Annotated in this window: 20 protein-coding genes; 6 read left to right on the forward strand and 14 right to left on the reverse strand. The window is 41.4% G+C overall.

Translation table 11 applies throughout. The features are described 5' to 3' along the window. Positions 1–11: 11 nt before the first annotated feature. Positions 12–266, reverse strand: coding sequence for an FAD assembly factor SdhE (locus FAX86_RS00660; protein WP_144391407.1), 255 nt, complete (start codon positions 264–266; stop codon positions 12–14). 92 nt (positions 267–358) lie between these two features. Between FAX86_RS00660 and ygfZ the strand changes: the two genes are divergently transcribed. The 4 genes from ygfZ to FAX86_RS00680 all read left to right on the forward strand — a co-directional run bounded on the left by ygfZ (position 359) and on the right by FAX86_RS00680 (position 7,762). Then, complete coding sequence (gene ygfZ, locus FAX86_RS00665; RefSeq protein WP_144391408.1) at positions 359–1,288, forward strand: CAF17-like 4Fe-4S cluster assembly/insertion protein YgfZ; 930 nt, start codon at positions 359–361, stop codon at positions 1,286–1,288. Between the two features lie 22 nt (positions 1,289–1,310). Next, positions 1,311–2,147: an HDOD domain-containing protein gene (locus FAX86_RS00670; RefSeq protein WP_144391409.1), complete on the forward strand. Its 837-nt coding sequence runs from the start codon at positions 1,311–1,313 to the stop codon at positions 2,145–2,147. 153 nt (positions 2,148–2,300) lie between these two features. After that, the gene (locus FAX86_RS00675; RefSeq protein WP_144391410.1) at positions 2,301–6,815 is read left to right on the forward strand and encodes a DUF6701 domain-containing protein; all 4,515 of its coding nucleotides are present in this window, start codon (positions 2,301–2,303) and stop codon (positions 6,813–6,815) included. A 173-nt stretch (positions 6,816–6,988) separates the two neighbouring features. After that, complete coding sequence (locus FAX86_RS00680; protein ID WP_164503408.1) at positions 6,989–7,762, forward strand: thiol:disulfide interchange protein DsbA/DsbL; 774 nt, start codon at positions 6,989–6,991, stop codon at positions 7,760–7,762. A 117-nt stretch (positions 7,763–7,879) separates the two neighbouring features. Here the strand turns inward: FAX86_RS00680 and FAX86_RS00685 are convergent, their stop codons facing one another. From FAX86_RS00685 to prfB, 8 genes are all read right to left on the reverse strand, one after another. Then, positions 7,880–10,159, reverse strand: a complete 2,280-nt coding sequence (locus tag FAX86_RS00685; RefSeq protein WP_144391412.1) for a DUF6351 family protein — start codon at positions 10,157–10,159, stop codon at positions 7,880–7,882. 371 nt (positions 10,160–10,530) lie between these two features. After that, positions 10,531–11,418, reverse strand: a complete 888-nt coding sequence (locus FAX86_RS00690; protein WP_144391413.1) for a M48 family metalloprotease — start codon at positions 11,416–11,418, stop codon at positions 10,531–10,533. 1 nt (position 11,419) lies between these two features. After that, positions 11,420–11,914: an SH3 domain-containing protein gene (locus tag FAX86_RS00695; protein ID WP_144391414.1), complete on the reverse strand. Its 495-nt coding sequence runs from the start codon at positions 11,912–11,914 to the stop codon at positions 11,420–11,422. Continuing rightward, entirely contained in the window at positions 11,911–13,761 is a 1,851-nt protein-coding gene (locus tag FAX86_RS00700; protein WP_144391415.1) for an adenylate/guanylate cyclase domain-containing protein, read from the reverse strand. The genes FAX86_RS00695 and FAX86_RS00700 overlap by 4 nt, the downstream gene beginning before the upstream one ends. Positions 13,762–13,772: 11 nt before the next feature. After that, on the reverse strand, positions 13,773–15,599 hold the full coding sequence (locus FAX86_RS00705; RefSeq protein ID WP_144391416.1) for a GAF and HD-GYP domain-containing protein: 1,827 nt from the start codon (positions 15,597–15,599) through the stop codon (positions 13,773–13,775). 166 nt (positions 15,600–15,765) lie between these two features. After that, positions 15,766–16,185, reverse strand: a complete 420-nt coding sequence (locus FAX86_RS00710) for a hypothetical protein (RefSeq protein ID WP_144391417.1) — start codon at positions 16,183–16,185, stop codon at positions 15,766–15,768. 54 nt (positions 16,186–16,239) lie between these two features. Beyond that, the gene (gene lysS / locus FAX86_RS00715; RefSeq protein ID WP_144391418.1) at positions 16,240–17,778 is read right to left on the reverse strand and encodes a lysine--tRNA ligase; all 1,539 of its coding nucleotides are present in this window, start codon (positions 17,776–17,778) and stop codon (positions 16,240–16,242) included. Positions 17,779–17,803: 25 nt separating this feature from the next. Further along, a protein-coding gene (prfB, locus tag FAX86_RS00720) for a peptide chain release factor 2 (protein ID WP_164503409.1) occupies positions 17,804–18,902 on the reverse strand; the annotation gives its coding sequence in 2 pieces (ribosomal slippage) (positions 17,804–18,826 and positions 18,828–18,902; 1,098 coding nt in all). Positions 18,903–19,004: 102 nt separating this feature from the next. On the opposite strand from prfB, the gene FAX86_RS00725 reads away from it, so the two are divergent. Continuing rightward, the gene (locus FAX86_RS00725) at positions 19,005–19,445 is read left to right on the forward strand and encodes a hypothetical protein (protein ID WP_144391420.1); all 441 of its coding nucleotides are present in this window, start codon (positions 19,005–19,007) and stop codon (positions 19,443–19,445) included. Here FAX86_RS00725 and recJ read toward each other — a convergent pair. After that, complete coding sequence (recJ, locus tag FAX86_RS00730; RefSeq protein ID WP_144391421.1) at positions 19,435–21,168, reverse strand: single-stranded-DNA-specific exonuclease RecJ; 1,734 nt, start codon at positions 21,166–21,168, stop codon at positions 19,435–19,437. The two genes, FAX86_RS00725 and recJ, sit on opposite strands and share 11 nt — an antisense overlap. Beyond that, entirely contained in the window at positions 21,165–22,004 is an 840-nt protein-coding gene (locus tag FAX86_RS00735; RefSeq protein WP_144391422.1) for a hypothetical protein, read from the reverse strand. Before FAX86_RS00735 ends, recJ begins: the two co-directional genes overlap by 4 nt. Before the next feature lie 30 nt (positions 22,005–22,034). Between FAX86_RS00735 and FAX86_RS00740 the strand changes: the two genes are divergently transcribed. After that, positions 22,035–22,400 (forward strand): Mth938-like domain-containing protein, encoded by a 366-nt coding sequence (locus tag FAX86_RS00740; RefSeq protein WP_144391423.1) that lies wholly within the window; start codon positions 22,035–22,037, stop codon positions 22,398–22,400. A gap of 28 nt (positions 22,401–22,428) precedes the next feature. Here the strand turns inward: FAX86_RS00740 and FAX86_RS00745 are convergent, their stop codons facing one another. The 3 genes from FAX86_RS00745 to FAX86_RS00755 form a co-directional block, all read right to left on the reverse strand. Beyond that, complete coding sequence (locus FAX86_RS00745; protein WP_144391424.1) at positions 22,429–23,280, reverse strand: DsbC family protein; 852 nt, start codon at positions 23,278–23,280, stop codon at positions 22,429–22,431. A 224-nt stretch (positions 23,281–23,504) separates the two neighbouring features. After that, the gene (gene xerD, locus FAX86_RS00750) at positions 23,505–24,407 is read right to left on the reverse strand and encodes a site-specific tyrosine recombinase XerD (protein WP_144391425.1); all 903 of its coding nucleotides are present in this window, start codon (positions 24,405–24,407) and stop codon (positions 23,505–23,507) included. After that, complete coding sequence (locus tag FAX86_RS00755; RefSeq protein WP_144391426.1) at positions 24,388–24,855, reverse strand: methylated-DNA--[protein]-cysteine S-methyltransferase; 468 nt, start codon at positions 24,853–24,855, stop codon at positions 24,388–24,390. The genes xerD and FAX86_RS00755 overlap by 20 nt, the downstream gene beginning before the upstream one ends. Between the last annotated feature and the right edge of the window lie 52 nt (positions 24,856–24,907).

Here is a 24,907-nt window from a genome sequence, read left to right on the forward strand (position 1 = left end):
GAGTCGCATGTTTAACCAATACCCATCAAAGAGCGAATCTTCGACACCAGCTGTGCAAAGCTATCGTCCTCGGGTCGACTGTATCCCATGATCCAATTAAAAAGATCGGGATCGGGCTGCTCCAATAACTCGAGCATTAATCGCTGGTCCTGCTCGTCCAGTGAAGCAAAATGCTTCTCTACGAATGGAACCAAAATAACATCCAGTTCCAACATTCCTCGACGACAGGTCCATTTTAACTTCTTGAGATCAATTTTTTCGGCCATATGAATTACAATACGATGGGCTTTTTAATTGGCGCCTAAATTAATGTAACCTTGCGCTAGACGCAAGTATCGATCCACTAAGAGGAGAAAAAATGCGCGAGCAATGGCAACAACTTATCCAGGAAAGGCTCAATCAAGAAGAAAATTTGAGTAATTCGTCAGCAATAAAAGCAGGTGATCTGTTCGACCTTAGTTCGTTTGGCGTTATTCAGCTAGCGGGCGAAGATGTCATAAAATTTTTACAGGGCCAAACAACCAACGATGCGCAACAAGTTACCGATGAAAAAGCTCAGTTATCGGCAATCTGTAACCCTCAGGGTCGGATGATTTCTTTGTTCTTGCTACTGAAAATGAACGATCATTGGTTGCTCATTTTGCCCCATACATTGGTTGAAAAAACCATCAATCACTTAAAAAAATATGGTGTGTTTTTTAAAGTTGATATTACCGATCTGTCGGATAAAAAGTTAGTTAGCGGGTTATCAACCGATCCGAACAATCTTCACTTGGAAACAACAACGAGTGATGACACGACTCTCGTTCAATGGCACACCGACAGAGCATTACTTATCCAAAGTCACGGTGCTGCAATGGTGACTTGGCAAAATGCCAAAAATGTCCACCCATATACACGTTGGTTAGCTTTGGATATTCAGACTGGTTTGCCTCGACTGTACGCAGAAACATCTGAAAAATTTTTACCACATAATCTCAACTTACCCGAGCTGAATGCCGTTAGTTTTGAAAAGGGCTGCTATACTGGACAAGAAGTGGTCGCTCGAATGCACTACAAAGGAAAATTAAAGTCGCATCTTCGCTGTTTGACAGGCGAAGAGCAAGCTCAACCCGAACCTGGCGACCCTATTTACGGCGATGGAAAAAAAATTGGAGAAGTCGTCTCAGCAACGTTGCATAACGGCAACTTATGGCTACTCGCCTTCTGCAAAGACAGCATTGAAAATACAGGAAAAATTCAGTGCGATCCCGAAAAAGCGCCTATACTAAAGTTGAAATCTGTGTGAATCATTAACAAAAAGAAAGCTTATGAGTCTGGAACAAACATTTTTATCCGAATTGCTCGATGCTATTAAAAACGACCGCCTCACCCTCCCAACGTTGCCGGAGGTTGCGCTTAGAATTCGCGAGGCTGTCGAAAATCCTGACGCTAGTTCATCACTGATAGCTGACGAAATTGCCAAAGACGCTGCACTTGCAGCTCGAGTCATAAAAGTTGCTAACAGCCCTTTACTGAGAGGTAGAGTTGTTGTGGATAACTTGCAGTTAGCAATTACTCGCATGGGGATATCCTTCGTCAGAAACCTGGCCACCGGCCTGGCAATGGAACAAATGTTTCAGGCAACCAATGATCAAATTGATGCCAAACTTCGAGAAACTTGGGAACACTCTATTGAGGTCGCATCAATTTGCCAGGTTTTGGCCAGCCATTACACTAACTTAAAGCCCGACCAAGCCATGTTAGCCGGATTGGTTCATGAGATTGGCACGCTTCCTATTTTAACTTGCGCCGAGGACACTCCCGAAATCCTCGAGCACAAAGGCGTTTTGGATAAAATTATCCAACGATTACATCCCAAAATTGGTACTGCCATACTAAAAACTTGGGATTTCCCTGATGACCTTGTTGTCATTCCTCAAGGTTATCTCAATTTAGAACGAGAACACGAAGGACCAGCCAACTACGTTGACCTGGTGACCGTTGCGAATCTACAAAGCTATGCAGGAACAGAACATCCCCTTGCCAGCGTCGACTGGGCGACAGTGCCCGCATTCAGCAAATTGGGAATGTCACCTGAGATCGACGTTCATGATGTTGATGAATTGGCAGATGACCTTGACGAAGCTCGCAGCGCATTAACCTAGAGCATCTCTGGTTACCTCAATCACTCTCGTCATTAAAGTTGATAAAAATCATAGGCCTACCGTCGGTCCGACTCGACCGCTAATGTCTCTTCTATGAGCAAACGCGACTCATTCCATGTATACTGCCTTTAATAATGAGCATACGTTTGATATATGAATAGAACTTTATTTCGTTCCTTTATCCATTATTCCACTTTAATTGTCCTCGCGACTCTTTCGCTGGCAACGACACCGCTTAACAGCGCTATTGTTTTTTCAGACGACTTCGAATCCAACTTGAACCAGTGGACCGAAAACAGTAGCGGTGGAGATGCCAGTATCGGTAATGAAACCTCAAACTCAGGAAGTAACTCTCTAAGATTGCGGTGGGATACCGTAACCATCACTTCCGATGCCATTAATGCAAGCTCCGCGGGGGCCCAGCTCAGCTTTTGGGTAAGACGCGGTGACGATGCCTTTAGTGAAAACCCGGAGACTAACGAAAATTTAATTGTCGAATACCTTAATAGTTCGAGTGTCTGGACTAATTTAGAGACTTATGCTGGTGGAGGAACGCCGGGAGAGGAATTTAACTATAATCAAGCACTGCCAGCAGACGCTTTATACAACGGGCTTCAAATCCGATTTCGATTAACCCAGGGCAGCGGTACTGATTTTGACTATTGGCATATTGATGACGTAATTATTGATACGCTTTCGAGCTCTGCGCCAACTGGACTGGTCGCCGAATGGAGGTTCGACGAATTATCCTGGAGTTCATCGCAGCTCGAAGTTAGAGACAGTAGCGGCAACGGATATCATGGAATCGCTTTTAATAGCCAACCCACTGCCGGCCTTATTTGCAACTCTGCCGATTTTACTGCTGCAGGCACCGAAGATTACATTCGATTAAATAACGAATCGTTAAATGGCCTTGATGACTGGACCATTTCTGTTTGGGTAACGTCAAACAGAGATGCCGCGCAAACCATTTTATCAGCGTCTAAAAACGAAACGGAATTAAACGAAGCCGTTATGTATTTTGACGACGCATCCACTTTTTGGCCCAGTGTGCGCAGTAACCCATTTTTTGACAACAATACTCAAATTACTTTGCCTTACGCTATCAACGATGGCGATTTTCATCACCTCGCCTGGACACGCGATCTTTCTCAATCTGAAACCTGCATTTATCTCGACTCGGCTCTCGTAGGCTGTACAACACACGCCGATGGTGGCAATACCATGGACGTTATTGTCGACGGACTGGTTATCGGACAGGAACAAGACGTTGTTGGAGGTGATTTTGATATCAATCAGGTTTGGGTAGGGCTTATCGACGAGTTGCTTTTGTTTGACAACGAGCTTAGTGCCGGCGAAGTCCTTTTTATTTACGACAACCAGTTGGCTGGTCGAAACTGGGATGGTTCTGAGCGAGTTTGCCCAGAAACACCACCTAGCAGCACCGCCTATTGGCGAATGGATGAAAGCGAATGGACCGGTGGTCCAAATGAAATTATTGATTATTCGGGTAACGGATTGGATTTAACCGCTTTTGGAGGTGCAGATACAGGTGATATCGATCCAGCTATTGTTGGTAGTCCTGGAACTTGTGGTTATGGAGAATTCGACGGTAGCGCAACTTATCTTCAAATCGATCACGACCCATTACTCAGTTTTAGCACAAACATGTCCATTACATTGTGGATGAAGCCTAATGCAATCCCTGGGACGGGCTTATCAAGTCTCGTCTCAAAAGATGAAAATTATGAGTTTCATTTAAATTCAAGCGGCGAAATTTACTGGTGGTGGCAACAGTCGTCACTGACAACTTCAGGAGCCAATATTCAAGCAGGTAATTGGTATCATATCGGTATTACTTTTGAAGACGGCGAACAAAAAATTTACGTCAATGGTATTGAACTTGCTAGCAGTAACTGGAGTGGCACCTTGCCCCAAAATACCGACCCTTTACAAGTTGGCCAAGACCAGCTGGCCAGTGGACGTTTCTTTAATGGTTTAATCGACGAAGTCAGAATTTTTAATAACACGCTTTCCCATGGCCAAGTTGTACAAACCATGCTTCAAGTTCACCCCTGCACCGGAAGTTCTATTTGTCCCTTCGACTATACCGACAACTTCAACGTGCAATCGTATGGAAATAATGACGGTACGAAAAACTTTGCCGGAAACTGGCAAGAGAGCGGTGACAACAACAATCCAAACTCTGGCGACATTAGAATAACAGGTGGCTATCTACGCGTTCAAAATACCGATCGTAATGAGCCCTCGATACAGCGAACGATGGACTTGTCACAAGCCATAGATGCAGAATTACGTGTTGATTTGCGAACCTCCAATCAACTTGAAAACAATGATCGTTTTGTTATTGAAGCCTCTGATGATGGCGTCAGCTTTGTATCGCTCAGCGGAGAAATTCGCAATGATCGAGTGGGTGTGTTTACCTATGATTTAACGCCCTATATCAGCGCTAATACTACAATAAGATTGAGAGTTACACAGGGCTATTTTAACAATAATGAATACATGGAATTTGATAGCATTCAAGTCAGTGTTACCGAAAATTGCGGTGTTTCATATTTTGTCATTAATCACGATGGTTCGGGCATAAACTGTTTAAGAGAAGCCATTTCAATTACTGCATTTGATGGCAACAATAATATTTTAACGGGTTATGATGGAACGGCATTTTTATCAACAACAACTTCTAATGGCAATTGGTTTACAACCGACAGTAGCGGTGCCAGTTCTGATCTCGCACAAGGCACATTAAACGATACGGCAAATGACGATAACGGTTCCGCCAGTTATCAGTTTACTCCCGCCGATTTGGGTACAGTCACCCTCTATTTTGAAGACACTCATGAAGAAGCCGTCAATCTAACCGTTATTGATGGCTCAGCGATCGACGACAATACCGAGGGAAGCTTAACGTTTCGTCCGTTCGGTTTTGTTGTTACTCCCTCCCCGATTAACACTGAAATTGCTGGACGTAGTTTTGATGTTCAATTAACCGCAGCGGGACAAACTCCCACTCAACCAGAATGCGGTGTCATAGAGGAGTACACGGGAACTAAAACTATTAATTTTTGGTCCAGTTATGTTTTACCCGTTACCAGCCCAACAGAACTGAGCGTTAATGGTGCAAGCATTGCGACAAGTGAGGCTACATCGACGTCACAAAATGTCGAATTTACCAATGGCGTTTCGACTCTTACGGTCAATTATAATGACGTTGGTCAAATTAGCTTTGCAGCAAAAGACGATGTCGGTATCGGCGATCCAACCAGTGGTAATTCAGACGAAGTTATCGGAGGTATTTCACCATTCGTTGTACGCCCTTTTGGGTATGACTTACAACCGCAAGGTAATCCGAATGCAACGGATGCAAATTCTTCGATTTACAGTACTGCGGCTGTCGACTTCAACCTGACACTAAGAAGTGTTCTTTGGCAATCCAGTGACGATGCCGATAATAACGGCCAACCCGATGCCGGAGCTAACTTATCGGACAACGGCATTACACCGAACATAGTCAACTTACCTGCCAGCGCAACCGACATTAACTTAAGTGCAACGGCCCAGGTAGTAACTAACAATAACGGTACTTTGGGTGATTCAAACATAACGTTCAGTGAATTTGGAAGCGTTGGTAGTGCCAGCCAAGGTGAAGTTAACATGTTACAAAATTGGAGCGAAGTTGGAATTATGACTCTCGATGCAGTGACCAGTGATTTCTTAAGCTCAGGCGCATCTGTGTCGGGCACACGCTCTAATATTGGCCGATTCATACCCGCCAGTTTTTTGTTATCAGTAACTAATGATTTTGAAGCTCAGTGCACAGGCTTTACTTATGCAGGATTCGATGATGGTAATCCCGGTTTATCCAAAAGCGGACAGAGCGACAATATAACCATTAATATTCAAGCACTGAATCAGAATGGTGCTGCAACGAATAATTACGATGATGGTTTCGCCAAACTCGAAGCAGGCACTATCAACTTGAATCCGTTTAATGTTGACACCAGTGCAGCAGCTTCAGGCTCCTTGGTAAGCGATAGTCTTCCAACACCCATTTTTGATACTAACGGCGCTGCAGCCAATGTGGTTATCACCAATGTGAATTATCAATATCCCGCACTGGATGATATTTTTAATTTACGTGTCGACATTAATGCCACCGATTCTGACGGGGTTACTGGAGCAGTCAGCTCCTCATCTGTCGAACAGCGACTTGGTCGACTTCAAATTCAAACAAGTTATGGCTCAGAACTCGAAACTCTGCAAATTCCTTTATTCACAGAGTACTTTTCGAGTAGTGGCTGGACAATTAATAATGCGGATAACTGCACTTCTTACATTGACAGTAATTTGGCATTCATCGCCGGCACTTATCGCGGCAATCTGAACAGTGGCGAGACGTCAGTCACTTTCCCGGCAACACCCGCAGTCGTCAATACTGGTCGCTCAGAACCGCTCGAAGGTTTCTGGCTAGCGGCACCCGGACTGGGCAATTCTGGCGAAGTCGATGTCGAATATGACTTATCACTTGCCAACTGGCTCTACTTCGACTGGAATGGAGACGGGACAACCGGCAATCCTCAATCCACTGCGGGATTCGGGCTTTATCGTGGTAGCGATCGCATTATTTATTGGAAAGAAAATTAAAGTTTCATTTCCAGTTGAACAATTCATAGGGGCCAGAGTGCACCCAGCAGCGGATTATGTTTATAATGCACACCAATCTAAAGGGAAAACTATCCCACACTTAAAATGAAACGAGTGAATTGGAAGTAGTTAAAGAATTTTGAAAATTCACTTTAAAAAAATCGGAGTTGATTGTGCGAATTATAACAACACTATTTTTAACGCTTGTACTGTTGGGCTGCAATAACGAACCCTCTCAATCAGAAGAGGCTTCAAAGAATGAAGATCAAACCGCTCAACCGGCGGAAACTAAAACGTCTACTGAAGCAAAAACAGAATCTCATGATGGACATGACGGGCATAATCACCAGCATGACAGCCATGTGCATGAATCAACTAGCGGACCGCTAATTTCTGCGGGCTACAGTGAGGTTGAAGTGAAAGATCGGTGTGAAACACCAACCGTGATAGAGTTTTTCGCCTATCAATGTCCTCATTGTTATAAGCTAGAAGAACACGTTAAAGAATGGGAAAAAAATAAAAGTGATGATGTCCAGTTCATTACCGTCCCTTCAGATTTAGGTCGCGAACAGTTCACCGTTTTTGTCGTCAGTCACTACATAGCAGAGCGACTTAACGTATTAGATAAAGTCAAACCTCAACTGTTCGCCATTATTCATGAAAATAAGCCAATCAATAATATACTTGAAGTATTCACAGCCGCAGGAATTCCTGAAGAAGAGGCAAAAAAAGCCTTTGAAGACTCAGAAACTATTCGCAAAGATCTTGTTAAAGGATTTGAGCTCAGCAAAAATTATAAAATTACTGGCGTACCTAAAATTTTAGTCAACTATCAATACACAGTTGATGTCACCAGTGCTGGCGGTTACGAAAAAGTATTCGAAGTCGTTGAGGATACACTCAAACTATCAGCTAAATGTAAAACTTTCACAGCCAGCGACTCGTAAAACTCTGCTAACAAAAATGCTTCAGCTCTCAACGTAAATAATGATATTTGTTTTGAGAGCTGTTTAGAGACCTAACTTAACGGGTAATAATCGACTCACGATCCACAAATCATCACCTTACGGCGTCATATTTTTTGGTTTCGAAGTCAACATGGGTTTAGCTTGCTCGATGGGATAAAACTCTGTTGACCCATAGTCACAAACTCCCATGGGAAAGACTTTCTCCAGCTGCGCTTGGTAATTTTTCATATTAATGCCCCGGTAAATGCCACGGTTAATCGCCTGCTCTACGGATTGAAGCTGGCACTTAAAGGTGTATCCGGCCAGTGAATCACCCGCAACAACGCGTGATGTCGAATTCATTTTAAAAATTGAACTGCATTGCCCTGTTTTTTTACCATTCCAACTTCCATTCCAAACATTATTCCCTTCAGCAATTAATTCACCCTTTTTGTTAAAGCAAGCATCAAGAACTGGCTTTTCTACACGGCCGCCTCGACGCTTCGCCTTAATCCATTTATCCATTGAAGACAACATCCTTGCGACAGGAAAGCCTGACTCATTACTGACCCAAATAACTTGATTATTGTAATGTCCTTTCGCTTTTTGAATCCTTAAACGAGAAGAAAATGAAGCCGACATATGATGCATGTCGACTTTCTTTTCCAGATAATGTCGAAAATCTAATACCGGAATATCGATATCTCCAAGGAAAACATATCCTTCACGAATTGCGGCTTTCATCGCATCAATGTCACCACTTAAGCGAGGTGCAACTCGCTCTTTTGAACGCTTTGCCAATTGCATGTTGTGGTGACTCCACATTGAAAACTTGGATGCTTTTTCATTGCCCGCATAAAGCCAGTAACGCACTGATTTCATTTCTTCGGGAGGCAACCAGCTGCCAACTTTAGTGTTTAAATCCAAAAATTGTTCAGGAGAAATTCGACCGTCAACTAATGCTTTTAATCCATACTGAACTCCCACATTATCCCAAGTTTGTTTTCCCAGGCCCGATGCTCGTTGACCAAGACGATGAGATAAATTACCCCAAAAGGACCACTCCACACTATTCAAAACATTTTTCGAATATAAATCTTCATACCTTAGAGCCCTGGGGTTATGAACGAGTTGACTGACAACACGCCAATGCTTAGCGCACTCCGTGATGCCCTCAGTGCGCCAATTTGGCCATCGTAAACTGGCAACATGCGCTAAAATATCTAACTGATAAAATCGATTTGAAGCATTATTATTTGCACTAGTACCCAATATCCACTGACGATTTCTCATGTCCGACCAAAGTTCAGAGTCTTTATCTTGCTCGTCAAAATAGTATTCCAAAAGGTCACAATCTAACGCATAAGTTGTTTGCGTAATCATGTCGGGATAAGAGTAAATCGTAATGGCTCCATCTAAAAATCCAGGACGATTTTGAGCCAACAAATACTGTTGAATTGCCCCACCTGATGCACCCATTCCAACGGTATATTCGGGTTCGCCATAACGGCTCACAAACTGGCGCTTTACACGTAGGGCCGTATCTTCTGATAAAACAATATCAAAATGGGTTGATGTGTCATTACCTGTTGAATGCGCAACAGCATAGCCCGATGATAAGGGTGCTTCTAAACGTTCAAGTAAACGATTAAAACGAATTTTTCCTTGATCGTATCCTATTCCGACGCCACCGCCAAAGTAATACACTAGCTTGTTATTCCAATGGGTCTTATCCACTTGTTCAGCGGTGTCTTTTGCCCCTTTCAACGACATCAAAGTGTAAATAAATCGATTAATAGTCCCCACCTCTATGCGAACTATAAAGGGAACAGCTTTCCCATTTAACGAAATACTTTCAATCTTTTCTCCTGAGTTCTTCCAGCGTAAAAACTTTCCTGACTCTTGACTTTTGTAGAAGTAAATAACCTGTGTTTGTATCGAGCAATCTTTGCTATATCCAATTACCCTACTGTCTTTACTCGGTGAGCCTTCATAAACAGGAATTCCAAATCCTTCATAATTATCGACTAGCGGTTGCCCCAATCCAGAGTCATAAGTGCGACAATAAAAAGGATACTGAAGAGGACCAGAAAATAATGAGTCTACTGGACCTATCTCTCCAAACTGTATCGGAAAATTAAAGTCTTCATCAGGTCGAGTTACCAACTCTTTCTGGAATGTTAAAGAGGTAGGTGTTTTTGCATTTAACAACTTATCATTCCATGAATGACTGGATAGCTGAGGTGCTTGAGAATTGTTCTCTGGAAGCTTAGTGATCTTTGGATAAAAACGAGCTGACTGACAGCCCACCAGAAAAATCAGCAGCGAACACCCTAAAATACTACTGACAGTTTTTAGAGACGCGCAATAAAGTGCAAGCAATCGCTTGAGGTGCATATTAATCTCCTTAGTAAACTGCACTAAAGAGACTTCATTAATCGGCCGAACTGAAATCTCATATCATTATCTATTGATTATAGAAGATGATCTTGATCACATTGTCTTAATCGAAAAATTTAGGTAACTATCAGGCAAAAAAATTAATGGCTTGTAACAACCTTAATCATCTCCCAATAAGAGGTGAGTAGTAACTTATCACAAGCACATTAATCGGTAGAGCTCATCAAAGCAAAAAGAATGCTTTCTAATTGTGAAAAACTCGGACTATCAACTCAAAAAACGAGTAAAAATCTCCTCCCTCGCCGCATCGCACAAACAAATAGTCGGAGAGCTTATTTTCTCGTTCTTAAAAAAAACAGACTTATAACTCAATCGCTCAGTTTAACTTGCGCCATCACTGTATCAAATCGCTGTTCAACGAGCTTTCCACTCTCCACATCAATCTGTTGATAAGTTTTTCGAATTGAGCGAATTCGATCATCTGGAGCAGGATGAGAATTAAATAACAATTGCAGATCCGAATCGTCGGCACTTAAACTCCCTAACTTTTGTAAAACATGCGCAACAGCATAAGGATCGTATCCAGCTCTTGCTACAAGGGTTACAGCATGAGAGTCAGCCTCAAACTCATCACCTCGCTCCAAACCTTTAGAATAAAGTTCGGATGTTGTATTCAACAATTTCTCAGCAACAACTTTATTGCGATAAAAATCTGTATCAGAACTACTTCCTTTTTTCGTTTGATAGACATCACCGGCAAACATTGCTACATCTCCAACTAACGAGAGAGAGCGTGATTTTTCCATCGCTTTTAGGTAATGTTTGCGATTAACATGAGCAATTTCATGGGCGAGAACGGCGGCTAACTCAGCTTCTGTTGATAACAAATCTAACATTCCTGAGGTAACAACAACATATCCTCCAGGCATCGCAAAGGCATTAACAGCAGAAGTATCAACAACAGCAAACTGCCATGCGAGATGGGGTCGTTCAGATTGCAACGCGACCCAAAATCCCACTCGATTTACGTAGTTTTGCAGGCTGACATTTTTGTGATACGGTGCGCTACCCAAGACAATAGCAGCCATCTGCGCTCCCATATTTCGTTCATCTTCTTCAGATACATCGTTTGAGGACAATGCCTTGGAACCAATATCAACCGCCCGCCCAAGGTCAATACCATTAATAACCATTCCTTTGCACGACACAAGAACCAATAGGCAAGAACACAAAATTACTTTCAAAGTTTTCATCATCTTACTCCTTGACCTTTGCGTACTTTACTTTTTTAACTTTAAGTTTTTCACGTTGCGCAAATTTTTCAGCTTCCTTTGCATTACTTGCATTAAGTGATAATTCACTTAAAACGGAAAATGCTGGCTTTGAATTCTTCAACTGCTTTTCCGTGATACCTCGCACACCAGTAGTCAAAGTTATGTCACTATGAGGTTTATTGGTACTCCCAAGTAAAGCGCCGACTCCTAATCGACTTTCGCCAGGGTTTTGTGGCGAAAAACGCAGATAAAACATTCGCATCCAACCTTCGAGTTCATTAATTGAAACTTCATACCAGCCACCTTTTCTTCGTTTAACAGATACTTTTTGATCAGCTTTAAGTCGTTTAAGTTTCTTCGACTTTGCCGTTGGCTTTTCGAAAAGTTGAGTGTCTTTCGTCACCTGTCCTAAACTCGTTGCGCTGACAGCGCTACTTAACAGAAACGCGAGTATCACGAGTAACTGGAGCAATCTCATAGCTCACCTCCTTCGATGCTAAAAATGTTAACGGGTTCTGTTCTACCCTTAACTGTAAACGACCCCATTGGTTGCCACGAAAAGTTATTTCCGCATTTATCTTTACAATCTTCAGAAATAAGAATACGAGCTCTATCCTTTGTTAATCCTTCGATTCGACTCGCTAAGTTTACTGTATCACCTATTGCAGTATAGTCGTAACGTTTTTCAGAACCAATCATACCGACGACAGCTATACCAGTATGCAATCCAATACCAACATCAAAGTCTCGCATTTCCGAGGGCAGTGTTTGTCTGAATTTCTTTAAATTCTCTGTCATTTCAATGGCAGCTAAAATTGCATTTTCTGCTTGCTTAGGGTCATCAACAGGCGCTCCCCAAAATGCCATAATGGCATCACCAATAAATTTATCCAGGGTTCCACCGTATTTAAATATCGTCTCGACTTGTAGTGAAAAATATTGATTTAAAATATTGACAATGGCCTCTGGAGTATTCTTTTCGGAAAGCGTAGTAAATCCTCTAATATCAGAAAATAAAATGGTTACTTCACAACTTTTACTTTGAGTAGATATTTCAAGTTGATGCTTATTAATCAGCTGATTGACTACTCTGGGATCCATAAATCGACTGAAAAGTCCAACCAATCTAAGGCGTTGTAGATACTCTGTAAATCCGCGCAATAAAGTTACTATTAACAAACTAAAGGCAGAAAATACGATGGTAAATGCGACGGAGAAAACAAAACCATTCTTCACTGATAACCAAGAAAACAATAATATAGAAGAACTACTCAATAAAAATAAAGGCCAGTAAACGACGAACAATGAACGATATTTTGGGCTTATCCACATAAAATAAAAAAAGAAACTGGTAAGTAATATTCCCAGAAGATTTCCCCAAGCAGCATCAATATCCTTGTAATAGCGACTTTCTATCAAATTATCTAGCGCCGTTGCAAGAATAGCAATCGCAGGATGATTTTGACTCACCGGTGTAGGACGCGCGTCAAATAATCCCGTTGCAGAACTTCCAATTAAAATTATTTTATTCTCAAATAAGTCACTGTACTTTTTATCGACATCCTCTTCCAAATGAGAAAAAACATCACTATAACTGACATGTTGAAAAGACATGGTGTGCTCGCCAAGCCAACGTAAGCGAATATCTTCTTGATCAGGCAAAGAAATACCGAGATCTCGCGCAACTATCGCAGGTAAACTCAACCAATGCCATCCACTCAAGTTATGGTACACGGGATACAAACGGCCAACGCCATCTTCAGACAACGAAAAATTAATGCTGCCTACTCGCCAATCATCTTGCTCAATAATCCACGGTAACACCAACGATGCTGTCGCGGCAGGATCTGCAGATGACGTTTTAGTTAAAGACAATGCATCTTTGACATCGGACAGTGTGCTAGTTTTAGCTCCTGCCGCATTAGCAACAACACTCCCAGCTAAATAGACTGAATTTTTGGGAGTTAGCGACTCAGCAAAATAACGGTCACTATCAGGTCGATAGACGTCTTGCTCGGCGAATAAGATGTCAAATACAATCGCTTTGGGATGATACTCACTCAATCCTTCAATAAGCAATGCATGTATACTTCGAGGCCAGGGCCATTTGCCCGCAATCGCCTCCATTGCGTATAAACTTTTATCGTCGATATCGACGATAAGTATTTGTGAAGAAGGAGTTTGAGAAACAGCATTTAAACGTACGAGCCAGTCATTCCAACTCTCATCAATATGAGTTTTAATTTGTGTGTCACTTAAAATTAAAAGCAACAACGATGATAGCATCGCACCAATTAATGCACTTCGTCGCACAGTTTTAAACATATCTTTTATGTCTATTTTTTTACTTCAGGAAGTTGATACGCTTTAGATTCAATAAATAAATCGACCAGTCTTCGATCCAGCTTACCTCCCTTAGCGTCACCAAGCAATATATCAAGAGCTCTATCGTGTGGCATTGCTGCTTTGTAGGGTCGATCCGCTGCAGTTAGTGCATCAAAAATATCGGCGATGGTCATCATTCGTGTTTGTATTGGAATATCGTCTGCGGTCAAACCAAAAGGATATCCACTACCATCCAGTTTTTCATGGTGAGCACTTGCAATATTAGGAACATTTTGCAAGTCTTGCGTCCAGGGGATACGGCGTAAGAATTCAAAAGTATGATTAACGTGTGATTGAATTTCTTCTCGTTCCGCGTCTGTTAAACTACCTCGGGTTACCGAAAGTGACAAAAATTCTTGTTCAGTAATCAATTCTTGAACATTTCCATCGGACTCAAATTTTAAGTCTTTTAACCGTACCAACTTGTCAAAATGATCCTGGTGTAGAATACTTGGCTCGTTGGCTTCTTCAATAATCGATAAATAAACGTCGAGTTGGCCCAAATGTTCATTGTGCTTTTCGTAGTGCTCATCGTACCAACTTTTAAATTCCGGCTTACCTTCTTTTTGACACTCAAAAGCCATGTGATAAAAGTCGGCCTTCAATTTTTGCCGGAACCATTTTAGTCGAGCTCGAATTAACTCTAACTCGAACGGATTAAGCTTTTTTGCTTTTTGTAATACATGTTCTCGGACACCAACTTTACCGAAGTCATGGAGGAGAGCTGCGTATCTTAATTCTCGCATATCAACAATTGATAAACGCTGTTCTCTAAGTGTTGGATGATGTTCTAACTTTTCTGCCAATAGACATGAATAGTCTGCAACGCGAAAAGAGTGTCCACTGGTAATTGGATCTCGTGCCTCGATAGCCGTAACAGCAGCAGATACAAATCCTTCAAATAATTCTCTAATATTTTCGATCAATAAACTATTATCGATAGCGACCGCCGATTGACTTGCTAGAGCAGTAACTAAATCGCATGTTTGAGGATCGAATTGTTTACCTTGCTGCTCAGGATTCTTACGATTCAATAACTGCAGTATGCCAATCGTTTCGTCACTATGGTTTTTCATTGGAATCGTTAGTACTTCTCGCGTGCGATAGTCGTATAAACGATCAAAAGCATCATCAAACGAATAAGGGGCATCTTCTTCTATTTGATAAACATCAAATATATTTAAAGACTCGCCAGTTAATGCAACATATCCTGCCATAGAAGATGGATTCAATGGGTAACGCTTTTCTTCAAAAGGAACATCCAATTTTTCATTCTGAAAAAGCATAAACTTTAAGCACGGTTCATCTTTATCAGACTTATCAACAAGGTAAAGAGAAGCCGCCTCACATTGCGCAAGTTTTCTCCCTTCCTCTAAAACCATCGTAAGTAGATTTGACAATTCTTTTTCCGATGACAGCGCAATGCCGATCTGTGTCATTTCCTGATTTAGCTCTTGCTGCTGTACCAGAGCATCTTGCTGTCGGGCAAATTTCTTGATGAGCTGAATGGCCTTCTTTAATTGCGCCTGACTAAAGTCTGAAGAAAAAGTACTGTCCGATTTTGGATGATCTTTGGTTGTAAAAATTAAACCATCGAAGTCGAGTTCATTTAAGTCAGGTAAAAAGTCAGCATCGGAATCAATAAAGATGGCAGCGACATTCCGCAAATCACGAGTTTGATGGTCCATCAAAATGCACATTTGCTCAGCCGATAGCAACGGCATAAGCAACCGTTGCAATGTTCGAGAATTGGTGGCCAACTTCCACAAGGGTGTCAAACAACATACTCCTCAAGACAGATCGGGATAAACCCATATTGTCTTAAGTGTATGACAAATCTCAAATATTGCTTAATTTGCGAATAAAAATAGCAGGAAAATTCAGATTCAAATTAGCGATAAAATTGAGATTAATTTTACCGCCACAGGTTATAACTATTAAATATTAAGAAACATCAGTACGTTGCTCGCCACCTTGCGAAGGATTAGGCTCAAGACCAAATGCTGCACGACCTTTATTCGACTTCAAAAATCCTCGAACACCAATTAAGTAAAAAATAACAAACAACTCAAGAATGAAAAACAAGATTCCGGAAAACGACAGTAATTGCCCGACTGAGAGCATGATTCTCAATCCGACGAGGAGCGCAATGGTGTACAGCAAAACTAGCGAAAATCCATAAAACTGGCGTAACTTTAAAAGAAAAACTAGCTGTAACAACGCAAGACCAGAAACCGCAATTAAATCAATCATCAGAAAATGCGGCGTTCCTGATTCTACTGACGAAATCGAACCAAACTCAAAATAAAGCAAGAAAGCTCCGAGTCCAATCAATATCCAGTTAAATCGTATAACAAAATTCATAGTAAAAACCTGAAAATATGGGACGCCTTAGCGCCCCTTTAACTTATCATTTCTCTATTGAGCTTGCGGGCGCATGTGAGGGAATAAAATAACATCTTTAATGGTTGGAGAGTCGGTAAATAACATGACGAGTCGGTCGATACCAATCCCTTCACCTGCCGTTGGTGGTAAGCCAAACTCTAATGCTTGAATGTAGTCTTCATCGTAGTGCATGGCTTCATCATCACCCGACTCTTTCTCTTCCACTTGCTTCCGGAATCGCGCCGCTTGATCCTCGGCATCGTTAAGCTCAGAGAAACCATTAGCTAATTCACGACCACCTACGAAGAATTCAAATCGATCGGTGACAAATGGGTTATTATCATTACGACGCGCTAGTGGAGACACTTCCCACGGATACTCTGTAATAAAAGTTGGTTGGATCAGTTTATGCTCAGCCGTTTCTTCGAATATTTCAGTAATATATTTGCCTGCACCCCAAACATTTTTCTCAGGCACTTTAACACCGACTTTTGCTGCATATTCTTTAAGTGTTTCGAGATTTTCTTCTGCGTTATCAAACACCTGAGCATCAAACTCAGGATTATACTTAAGAACAGCTTCAACCATTGAAAGTCGTTCAAATGGTTGACCAAAATCGTATTCAACTTCAGAAGTTACATTGCCATCATCATCTTTCGTCGTATTGACGATCTTAGTGGTTCCCAAAATATCATTTGCCAAAGTTCGCAACATATCTTCAGTTAAGTTCATTAGGTCTCGATAATCAGCGTATGCCTGATAAAACTCCAGCATCGTGAACTCCGGATTGTGCCGGGTCGACAGACCTTCATTTCGGAAATTACGATTAATTTCAAACACTCTTTCAAAGCCGCCGACAACCAGCCGCTTCAAATACAATTCAGGAGCTATTCGCAAAAACATTTCGATGTCCATTGCATTGTGATGCGTGACGAATGGCTTCGCTGTCGCACCGCCAGGAATAACCTGAAGCATCGGGGTTTCAACTTCCATAAAGTCTCTGTCAGCCAAATATTTACGAATGCCCTCAACCACTTTACTACGCACCAAAAAGTTATCGCGTGTACCCTGGTTAGTTATTAAATCGACGTAACGTTGCCGATACTTAAGCTCTTGATCTTTTAATCCAGAAAACTTATCAGGCAAGGGTCGAAGTGACTTTGTAAGTAATTCATATTCGCCCATACCTACGAATAAATCACCTTTTCCGGATCGCTTTAGCGGACCTTTGACACCGATAATGTCACCAATATCCAAATCGCCCCAGCGCTGTTTAATGTCTTTCTGAACCTCTTTGCCAGAATAGGCCTGAATACGCCCCTTCATATCTTGCAATACGTAAAAAGGACCTCGCTTTGCCATAACTCGACCAGCAACCGAGACAACTTTGCCTAAATCTTCTAACTCTTCTTTGCTCGTATTTTCATATTCTTTTTGTAAGTCACCAGCATAATGTTCCCGGCGGAATGTGTTGGGGTGCCCATTAGACTTACAATCTTTGCGAATAGACTCTAACTTGTTGCGTCGTTCGGCGATTAATTTGTTTTCATCATGTTGAATTTGATCGGTCATAAGTTTTCTCAATCGTTATTTCTATTTACAAGCCCGCTTTTAAGCTGGCTTCTATAAATGTATCCAAGTCACCGTCCAAAACAGCTTGAGTATTTCTATTTTCGACGCCTGTTCTAAGGTCTTTTATTCGTGCATCGTCTAAAACATAAGAGCGTATTTGACTACCCCAGCCAATGTCTGATTTGTTATCTTCCATTTGCTGTTTCTCTTCATTTTGTTTCATAACCTCAAGCTCATGTAATTTAGCCTTCAATAATTTCATGGCTTGATCTTTGTTTTTATGTTGCGAGCGATCCGTCTGACACTGCACGACGGTGTTTGTCGGTAAATGAGTAATTCGCACCGCAGAGTCGGTTTTATTGACATGCTGCCCGCCCGCGCCACTGGCTCGATAAGTATCAATTCTCAAATCAGCGGGATTAATTTCAACTTCAATATCATCATTAACTTCTGGGTAAACAAAAGCAGACGCAAAAGAAGTGTGTCGGCGATTGCCCGAGTCAAAGGGTGACTTTCTTACCAAACGATGAACACCGGTTTCAGTTCGCAACCAGCCAAAAGCATATTCGCCACTGAATCGAATCGTCGCACTTTTGATACCGGCGACCTCGCCATCTGAAACCTCGATAAGTTCGGTGGTAAAGCCTTTTGCTTCTCCCCATCGAAGGTACATGCGCAGTAGCATATTAGCCCAGTCTTGAGCCTCAGTACCACCAGAACCAGCTTGAATATCCATGTAACAATCAGATTCATCATTCGCCCCCGAAAACATTCGACGAAACTCTAAGACCTCTAATTGCTTTTCAAGATCTTGCAGTTCAGATTCGACTTCAGAAACGCTCTCTTCATCATTTTCTTCGAGGGCTAGCTCTAACAGCTCTTCACTGTCCGATAACCCAGAACCTAGTTTATTGAACGTCTCGACAATTAGTTCGAGAGATGCTCGCTCTTTACCAAGCTCCTGCGCTTTTTCTGGCTCATTCCAAACTTCGGGGTCTTCGAGCTCTCGCTCGACTTCAGTTAGCCGTTCGCTTTTTGTTTCAAAGTCAAAGATACCCCCTAAGCTCGACATTACGAGCTGCTAAGTCCTTGATTTTCTCTCTGATTGCGTTGACTTCTAACATAATATTGTTAACCGGTTACTTTTCTATAATTACAAAAGGCGCTATTGTACAAAAACGCCTCTGATTTAGACAGAGGTATCACACGATTAAGGGTGTAAATTAATGAAATATCTAAAGATTGTCACAATCATCATTGCACTCCATCTTATCTCATCATGCGCTACGTACAGCAATGAAGAGGTCGACCAGCAATTAAATCACTTCAACGGTCTAAATCTAACACAACTTATCGCTGTTCTCGGTGTTCCGACTCGACAGTATGAGCTGGATGGTGCAACGTATGTCGAATGGAAAAAGCAAGACCACTCGAGCTCACAAAGTTCAGTGTCCATTGGCTCATCAACCGGAGGACGCGGTTGGTTTGGCGGAATCGGCATAACTCTCCCGATTGAAACAGAAGACGATATTTGTATTTTTCAAGCAACAACCAATGTCGAAAGAAGTGAAGTCAAAGACTTGCAATGGAAGGGCAATAGCAATTATTGCGGAGAAATTCTCGCAGAATTAAATCCAGCCCCGGCAAAATCAAAAGTCAAACAATAGGGCGCAGCTGCTCAACAATAAGTTGCAGGTTAGTTTCATCACGAAATTCATTAATACTCAATCGATAAACGACTTCAACTGTACTTAGCGTCTCTATGAGTAACAATTCAGGACAAAAGAAAAAAATGGCATCCACGTCGATCGAAGAATTCTTTTTTCTTAAAACTAGTTTAAGATGCTTTTCGCCGACAACTCTTTGATTAATCACCTCAAATTCATCATCAAAAGACGGCTCAGGAAACGCCTGTCCCCAAGGGCCAGCATTTTTTAGTTGAATGGCTGTTTCCAGACTAAATTCATGATCTTCCAAAGTCCCATCAGTAACCAATACATCTTCGATAACTTCGTCACCCAACCAGTGATTCACCTCTTGCTCAAACAGCTCACAGAACTCAGCAAAATCAGACCGGTTAATTGATAATCCCGCAGCCATTGCATGCCCGCCAAACTTGCTAAGAATTTGCGGATGATTAGTTGCTAAGTTGGCCAGTACATCTCGCATATGAACTCCCGGCACACTGCGACCCGATCCCTTAATTGTGTCTTCACTTTCTTCGGCAAAAGCAATTACGGGACGATTTAATTTTTCTTTCATCCTTGACGCAACCAGCCCGACAACCCCTTGATGCCACTCCTCATCAAATAAACACACTGCATTGGGTCGTGAACCGCTAGAGGCTGAGCCTAATTTGTCGACGACTCGAACAGCTTGCTCAACCATTTCTTGCTCTATTTCACGTCGGTACTGATTCAATCCATCCAATTCGAATGCCATTGGCGCAGCAGCACTTTCTGTATCAGCCAGCAAACATTCGATTCCCAAAGACATATCTTCAAGCCGCCCAGCAGCATTTAGTCTTGGACCAACGGCGAACCCCAAATCACTGGCTTCAAGTGAATTGACCTTACGTTTTCCTGCTTGTAATAACAGTAAAATTCCGGGGCGACATCGCCCGGCCCTGATTCGTTCTAATCCCTGCGCGACGATTCTTCTATTGTTCGCATCCAAAGGAACAACATCAGCTACCGTACCCAATGCAACTAAATCGAGCCACTCTGCAAGATTAGGTTCAGATAAGTTATTATTCGAAAAATAATTTTGTTCTCGTAATTTTGCTCGAAGAGCAATCAAAACGTAAAATGCGACACCAACTCCGGCCAGGGCTTTACTGGGAAAACGATCACCTGGCAAATTAGGATTTATGATCACATCAGCTTCAGGTAATGACTCACCTGGTAAATGATGATCAGTAATGAGCACCTTTATCCCCTTTTCTTTCGCCCTTTTGACACCTTGATGATTTGAAATACCATTATCAACAGTAATGATCCAATCGGGATTTTTTTTGGCAACTTCGTCGACTATTTTTTCAGACAACCCATAACCGTATTCAAATCGATTAGGCACAGTATATTCGAGGTTCTTTAATCCCATTGCGGATAATGCCAACATAAGCAAAGCCGTACTCGTAGCACCATCGGCATCAAAATCACCTACAATAACAACTCTTGCATTACTGTTAATCATTTCGATTAGAGCATCTGTAGCAGCATCAATATTTGACAACATCCGATAGTCCAGAAGATTGGACAACCCCGACTCAAGCTCATTCTTTTGTTGAATATTCCGAGCTGCATACACCCTTTGTAGCAACGGCGGGAATGAAGATAATTCTTCTGAAACAGATGATATAGCTCGACGTTGTATATTTTTGAAAATCATGACTCACCCATTTTAAATAAAGACCGAAGCCTTAGAAGCCATTGTTGTAATGATTTTTTTCGCCAAGTATTTTTTCCATCAGAGATTGAGGCAGGAGAGTTTGATCTTAACTTTATTAATCGCGCCAGGAGCTGACCCAGCCACAACTCAAGCTCTTGGGGATCTTGCTGTAAATACAATTGTGCACCCTTAACGAAAAAACTTTCTTGATGAATGTTTACAGACTCCAACCAATCCGGAATTGGGCTCACCCAAATCCCGTGCATGCTCATCGTACTATGTGACATGCTGGAAGACCGGCTATCGATTATTGCAGGTTCAGCGAACAACATCTGACTTTCATTTACCAGCGATAACCACTCAAGCGTATTTGGATCGTTATTTTTTATAACGCTAAATAGATTTTGATTAATAATATCAAAGATAGACGCCCAAGAATCGGGTAACTTTCTGGAAGTTTTCAACTTAATTTCTTTCCCTTCAAGAAAAAAGTCGATACTTTGATCGGCAAAATGTGAGTTCAATTGTTGAACAATCAATTTTTGTTTTTCAATATTACTCGAATAACTCGTCGCAGCGGCCACTCGAATCCCCGAGGAATCAGGTTGCAAATAAGTTGCATGACACCAATATCTATACTCGCCTACTTCATTGTTAGACTTTGCTTCTGCGTCCTTTTTTCCCTCGACAACAGAAATTTGACTTTCAGCAGGAACATGAGAATATTGAGCTTTTAAACAGTGACTTAACTGACTGGCATTATCAAGCGGAAGTTCTAAGAGACGAGACAACTCTGGAATGAACCAACTTTCTGTCTCGACTTTTTTATATTTCATTTTTTATACAACCTACCAGGAGTGTTGAGAATGCAAATTCAACTCGATAACGGTGAACACTCGGTTCAAATAGAAGCCTACCAAGACGGTAAATTAAAAATCAATAAAAAAGATTATTCTTTGCCTCTTTACTTAACGCCAGAAAGTATTGAACAAATCCGCGACTGCTCTCAGTTAAGAAATTTGACACAAAATCATATCGATAAAATTATGGCAAACAAGCCTGAAGTCGTCCTTCTAGGAACTGGCAAAACAACTCGCTTTTTAGATGAGAACCTAAATGCTTACTGTATCAGTAACCATTTCGTCATAGATGTCATGTCAACAGATGCAGCATGTCGAACATTCATGTTATTAGCGGCAGAAGGTAGAGATGTCGCTGCTTTACTTCTGTAGAAAATAAAGCAGCTTAAACCTGCGGAATTTATCTAGCTTTACTGTCCAGCATTTCCACAAGTTGATCAGGCTCAACAAAACCACTAATCAACTCGCCATCGGTAAGGATTAATGCTGGCGTCCCCGATAACCCTAATTTCTTAACCAAAGTGTACTGATCCGCTACTGGATTTTTACATTCTTTAGGCTCAAATTTGTTATTAAGTTTGGCCTGATCCATCGCCGCTTTACGGTCTTCGGAACACCACACAGAAACTAATTTATTATAAGAGCCAGAGCCAATTCCCGCGCGAGGGAAAGCTAAATATCGAATAGTGATGCCGTTTTTCAAATATCCATCCATTTGCTGGTGTAACCGACGGCAATAGGCGCAGTCTACATCAGTGAAAACATTAACGACGTGCTTTTCATTCTCAGCTTTAAATAAAACGGTATCATTTGAATCAACAGCAGCCATTAGCTCAGCTCTCTCAGGTGCTTTTTCGAGCTCAATCTCGCGCAATGTTTTATCAGTTAGATTAACTCTATTTCCATCTTTTAGAGCAATAAGTGGTCCAGGAAAGAAAAATTGCGTATCTTCAGTAATATAAATGACTTGTCCCTGAGCGACGACTTCATAGATACCGGGCATTTCACTTAACCGCAGTTTATCAATTGGAATTGGCCCGAACTGCTTTTCCAACGCCTTTCTGACCTTATCGGCACCAGTCAACTCTTCAGCTGCTTCAGAATTCTTTTCAACTGGCTTCACATCAGAAACGGCTTTCTTTTCCGTTTCTGCCTCTGCTTCAGTCGAATCACTGGTCGCTTCGCTGCAGCCAAAAATTAACCCTGCAGTAACAAGGCCGAATAAACTCTTGCTAATTATATTATATTTCATATTTTCCACTTAAAAATCAATTGGTTAACAGGTACATACTCGCTTACTTCTACGAATTGGCGATTAAATCTCAGTATCAATTTTGCATTATACCATTAGTCCAGACTGACGAAAGTCGACAAAGTGCACACTCAAGTCGCCAACAGCATAAAAAAGCCGACGAATGGTCAATTGGTATAACTTTCAATAAAAATTCAGTAAAAACAACATATTGAGAATTGCAATTATCCTCTTGGATGGTGCTCTTGGTGAAGCTGCTTTAAACGCTCCTTCGCTACATACGTGTATATCTGAGTGGTAGATAAGTCTGAATGTCCTAACAACATTTGCAAAGTTCTTAAATCAGCTCCGTGATTGAGTAAATGAGTTGCAAAGGCATGCCTAAGTGTATGAGGGGAAAGATGCTTTTTGATACCTGCTTGACTCGCATAAAATTTAACGCGATACCAAAAAGTTTGACGAGTCATTTGTTGACCTCGAGAACTCAGAAATAAAATATCATTACTCTGATTTTTCAAAAACTCTAATCGGGCATGTGATAAGTAATATTCAACAGCGGTTAGAGCCATCTCTCCCATGGGCACCAACCGCTCTTTATTGCCTTTACCGACAATCCTGACGACTCCCTGGCGCAAACTTATTTGCGACATTTCGATTGAAATTAACTCTGTCACACGCAACCCACTAGAATACATCAACTCAATCATTGCTTTATCACGAATTCCAATAGAAGAATCTTGATCTGGCATGGACAGCAATAATTCAGTGTCACTTTCCGTTAACGAGTGCGGTAATGACTTACCTAACTTCGGAGAAATGATATTGACCGATGGATCATAAGAAATTAAATTCTGCTGGATGCAATACTGATAAAATCGACGCACAGTCGATAAAAAGCGAGCAGTAGAGCGTGCAGAAAGATTGTTTTTATGGCGCCAAGATAAATACTGTTGAATATCTTGTGACTCAACATCAGATAATATTTTTTTGTTTAAAAGCAACCAATCATTAAATTTTTTTAAATCTGTTTTATAGCTGGACAAAGTATTCTCACTGAGTCCCTGCTCTATCCACAAGTGTTCAATAAATTGCTCAATATAATCCATCTTAATAATTAGCTCGCTCATGATGGATCAACCAATGCTTCATTTGAACTAGCGTTCCCGATTTTTTTCCAGCAAAACCACCAATATCACTGGCTGCTGTCACGCGATGACATGGAATAATAATCGGCAACGGATTTCTCCTACAACCTCCACCTACTGCTCGTGGTGAGGAGTTGATTATTTTAGACAGTTGTCCATAACTCAACGTCTTCCCATAAGGAATATTGCTCAAAGCTTGCAAAACTCTTTTTTGAAACTCCGACACATTTGCATTAGTGGGGAGAGTAAAACGCTTTAAGGCACCAGAAAAATAGCCGTCTACTTGATTTGATATTTCACTTTCAAATTCAGTATGAGGAGGTATTTCTGGTTTATCTACGTTTAAATTAACTTGATGAACTGCTTCGCCGATGATTACAAACTCAAGTTTTCCGATCGGTGAGTTTAAAATAATGCTTGAATTCGTCATATCTTAGCTCAAAACCATTTCAAAAATATTCGACTTACAGTTTGAAATTATT

Origin of the sequence: Pleionea sediminis, from assembly GCF_007570825.1 — a bacterium.
In the GTDB taxonomy this organism is placed as follows: Bacteria; Pseudomonadota; Gammaproteobacteria; order Enterobacterales; family Kangiellaceae; genus Pleionea; species Pleionea sediminis.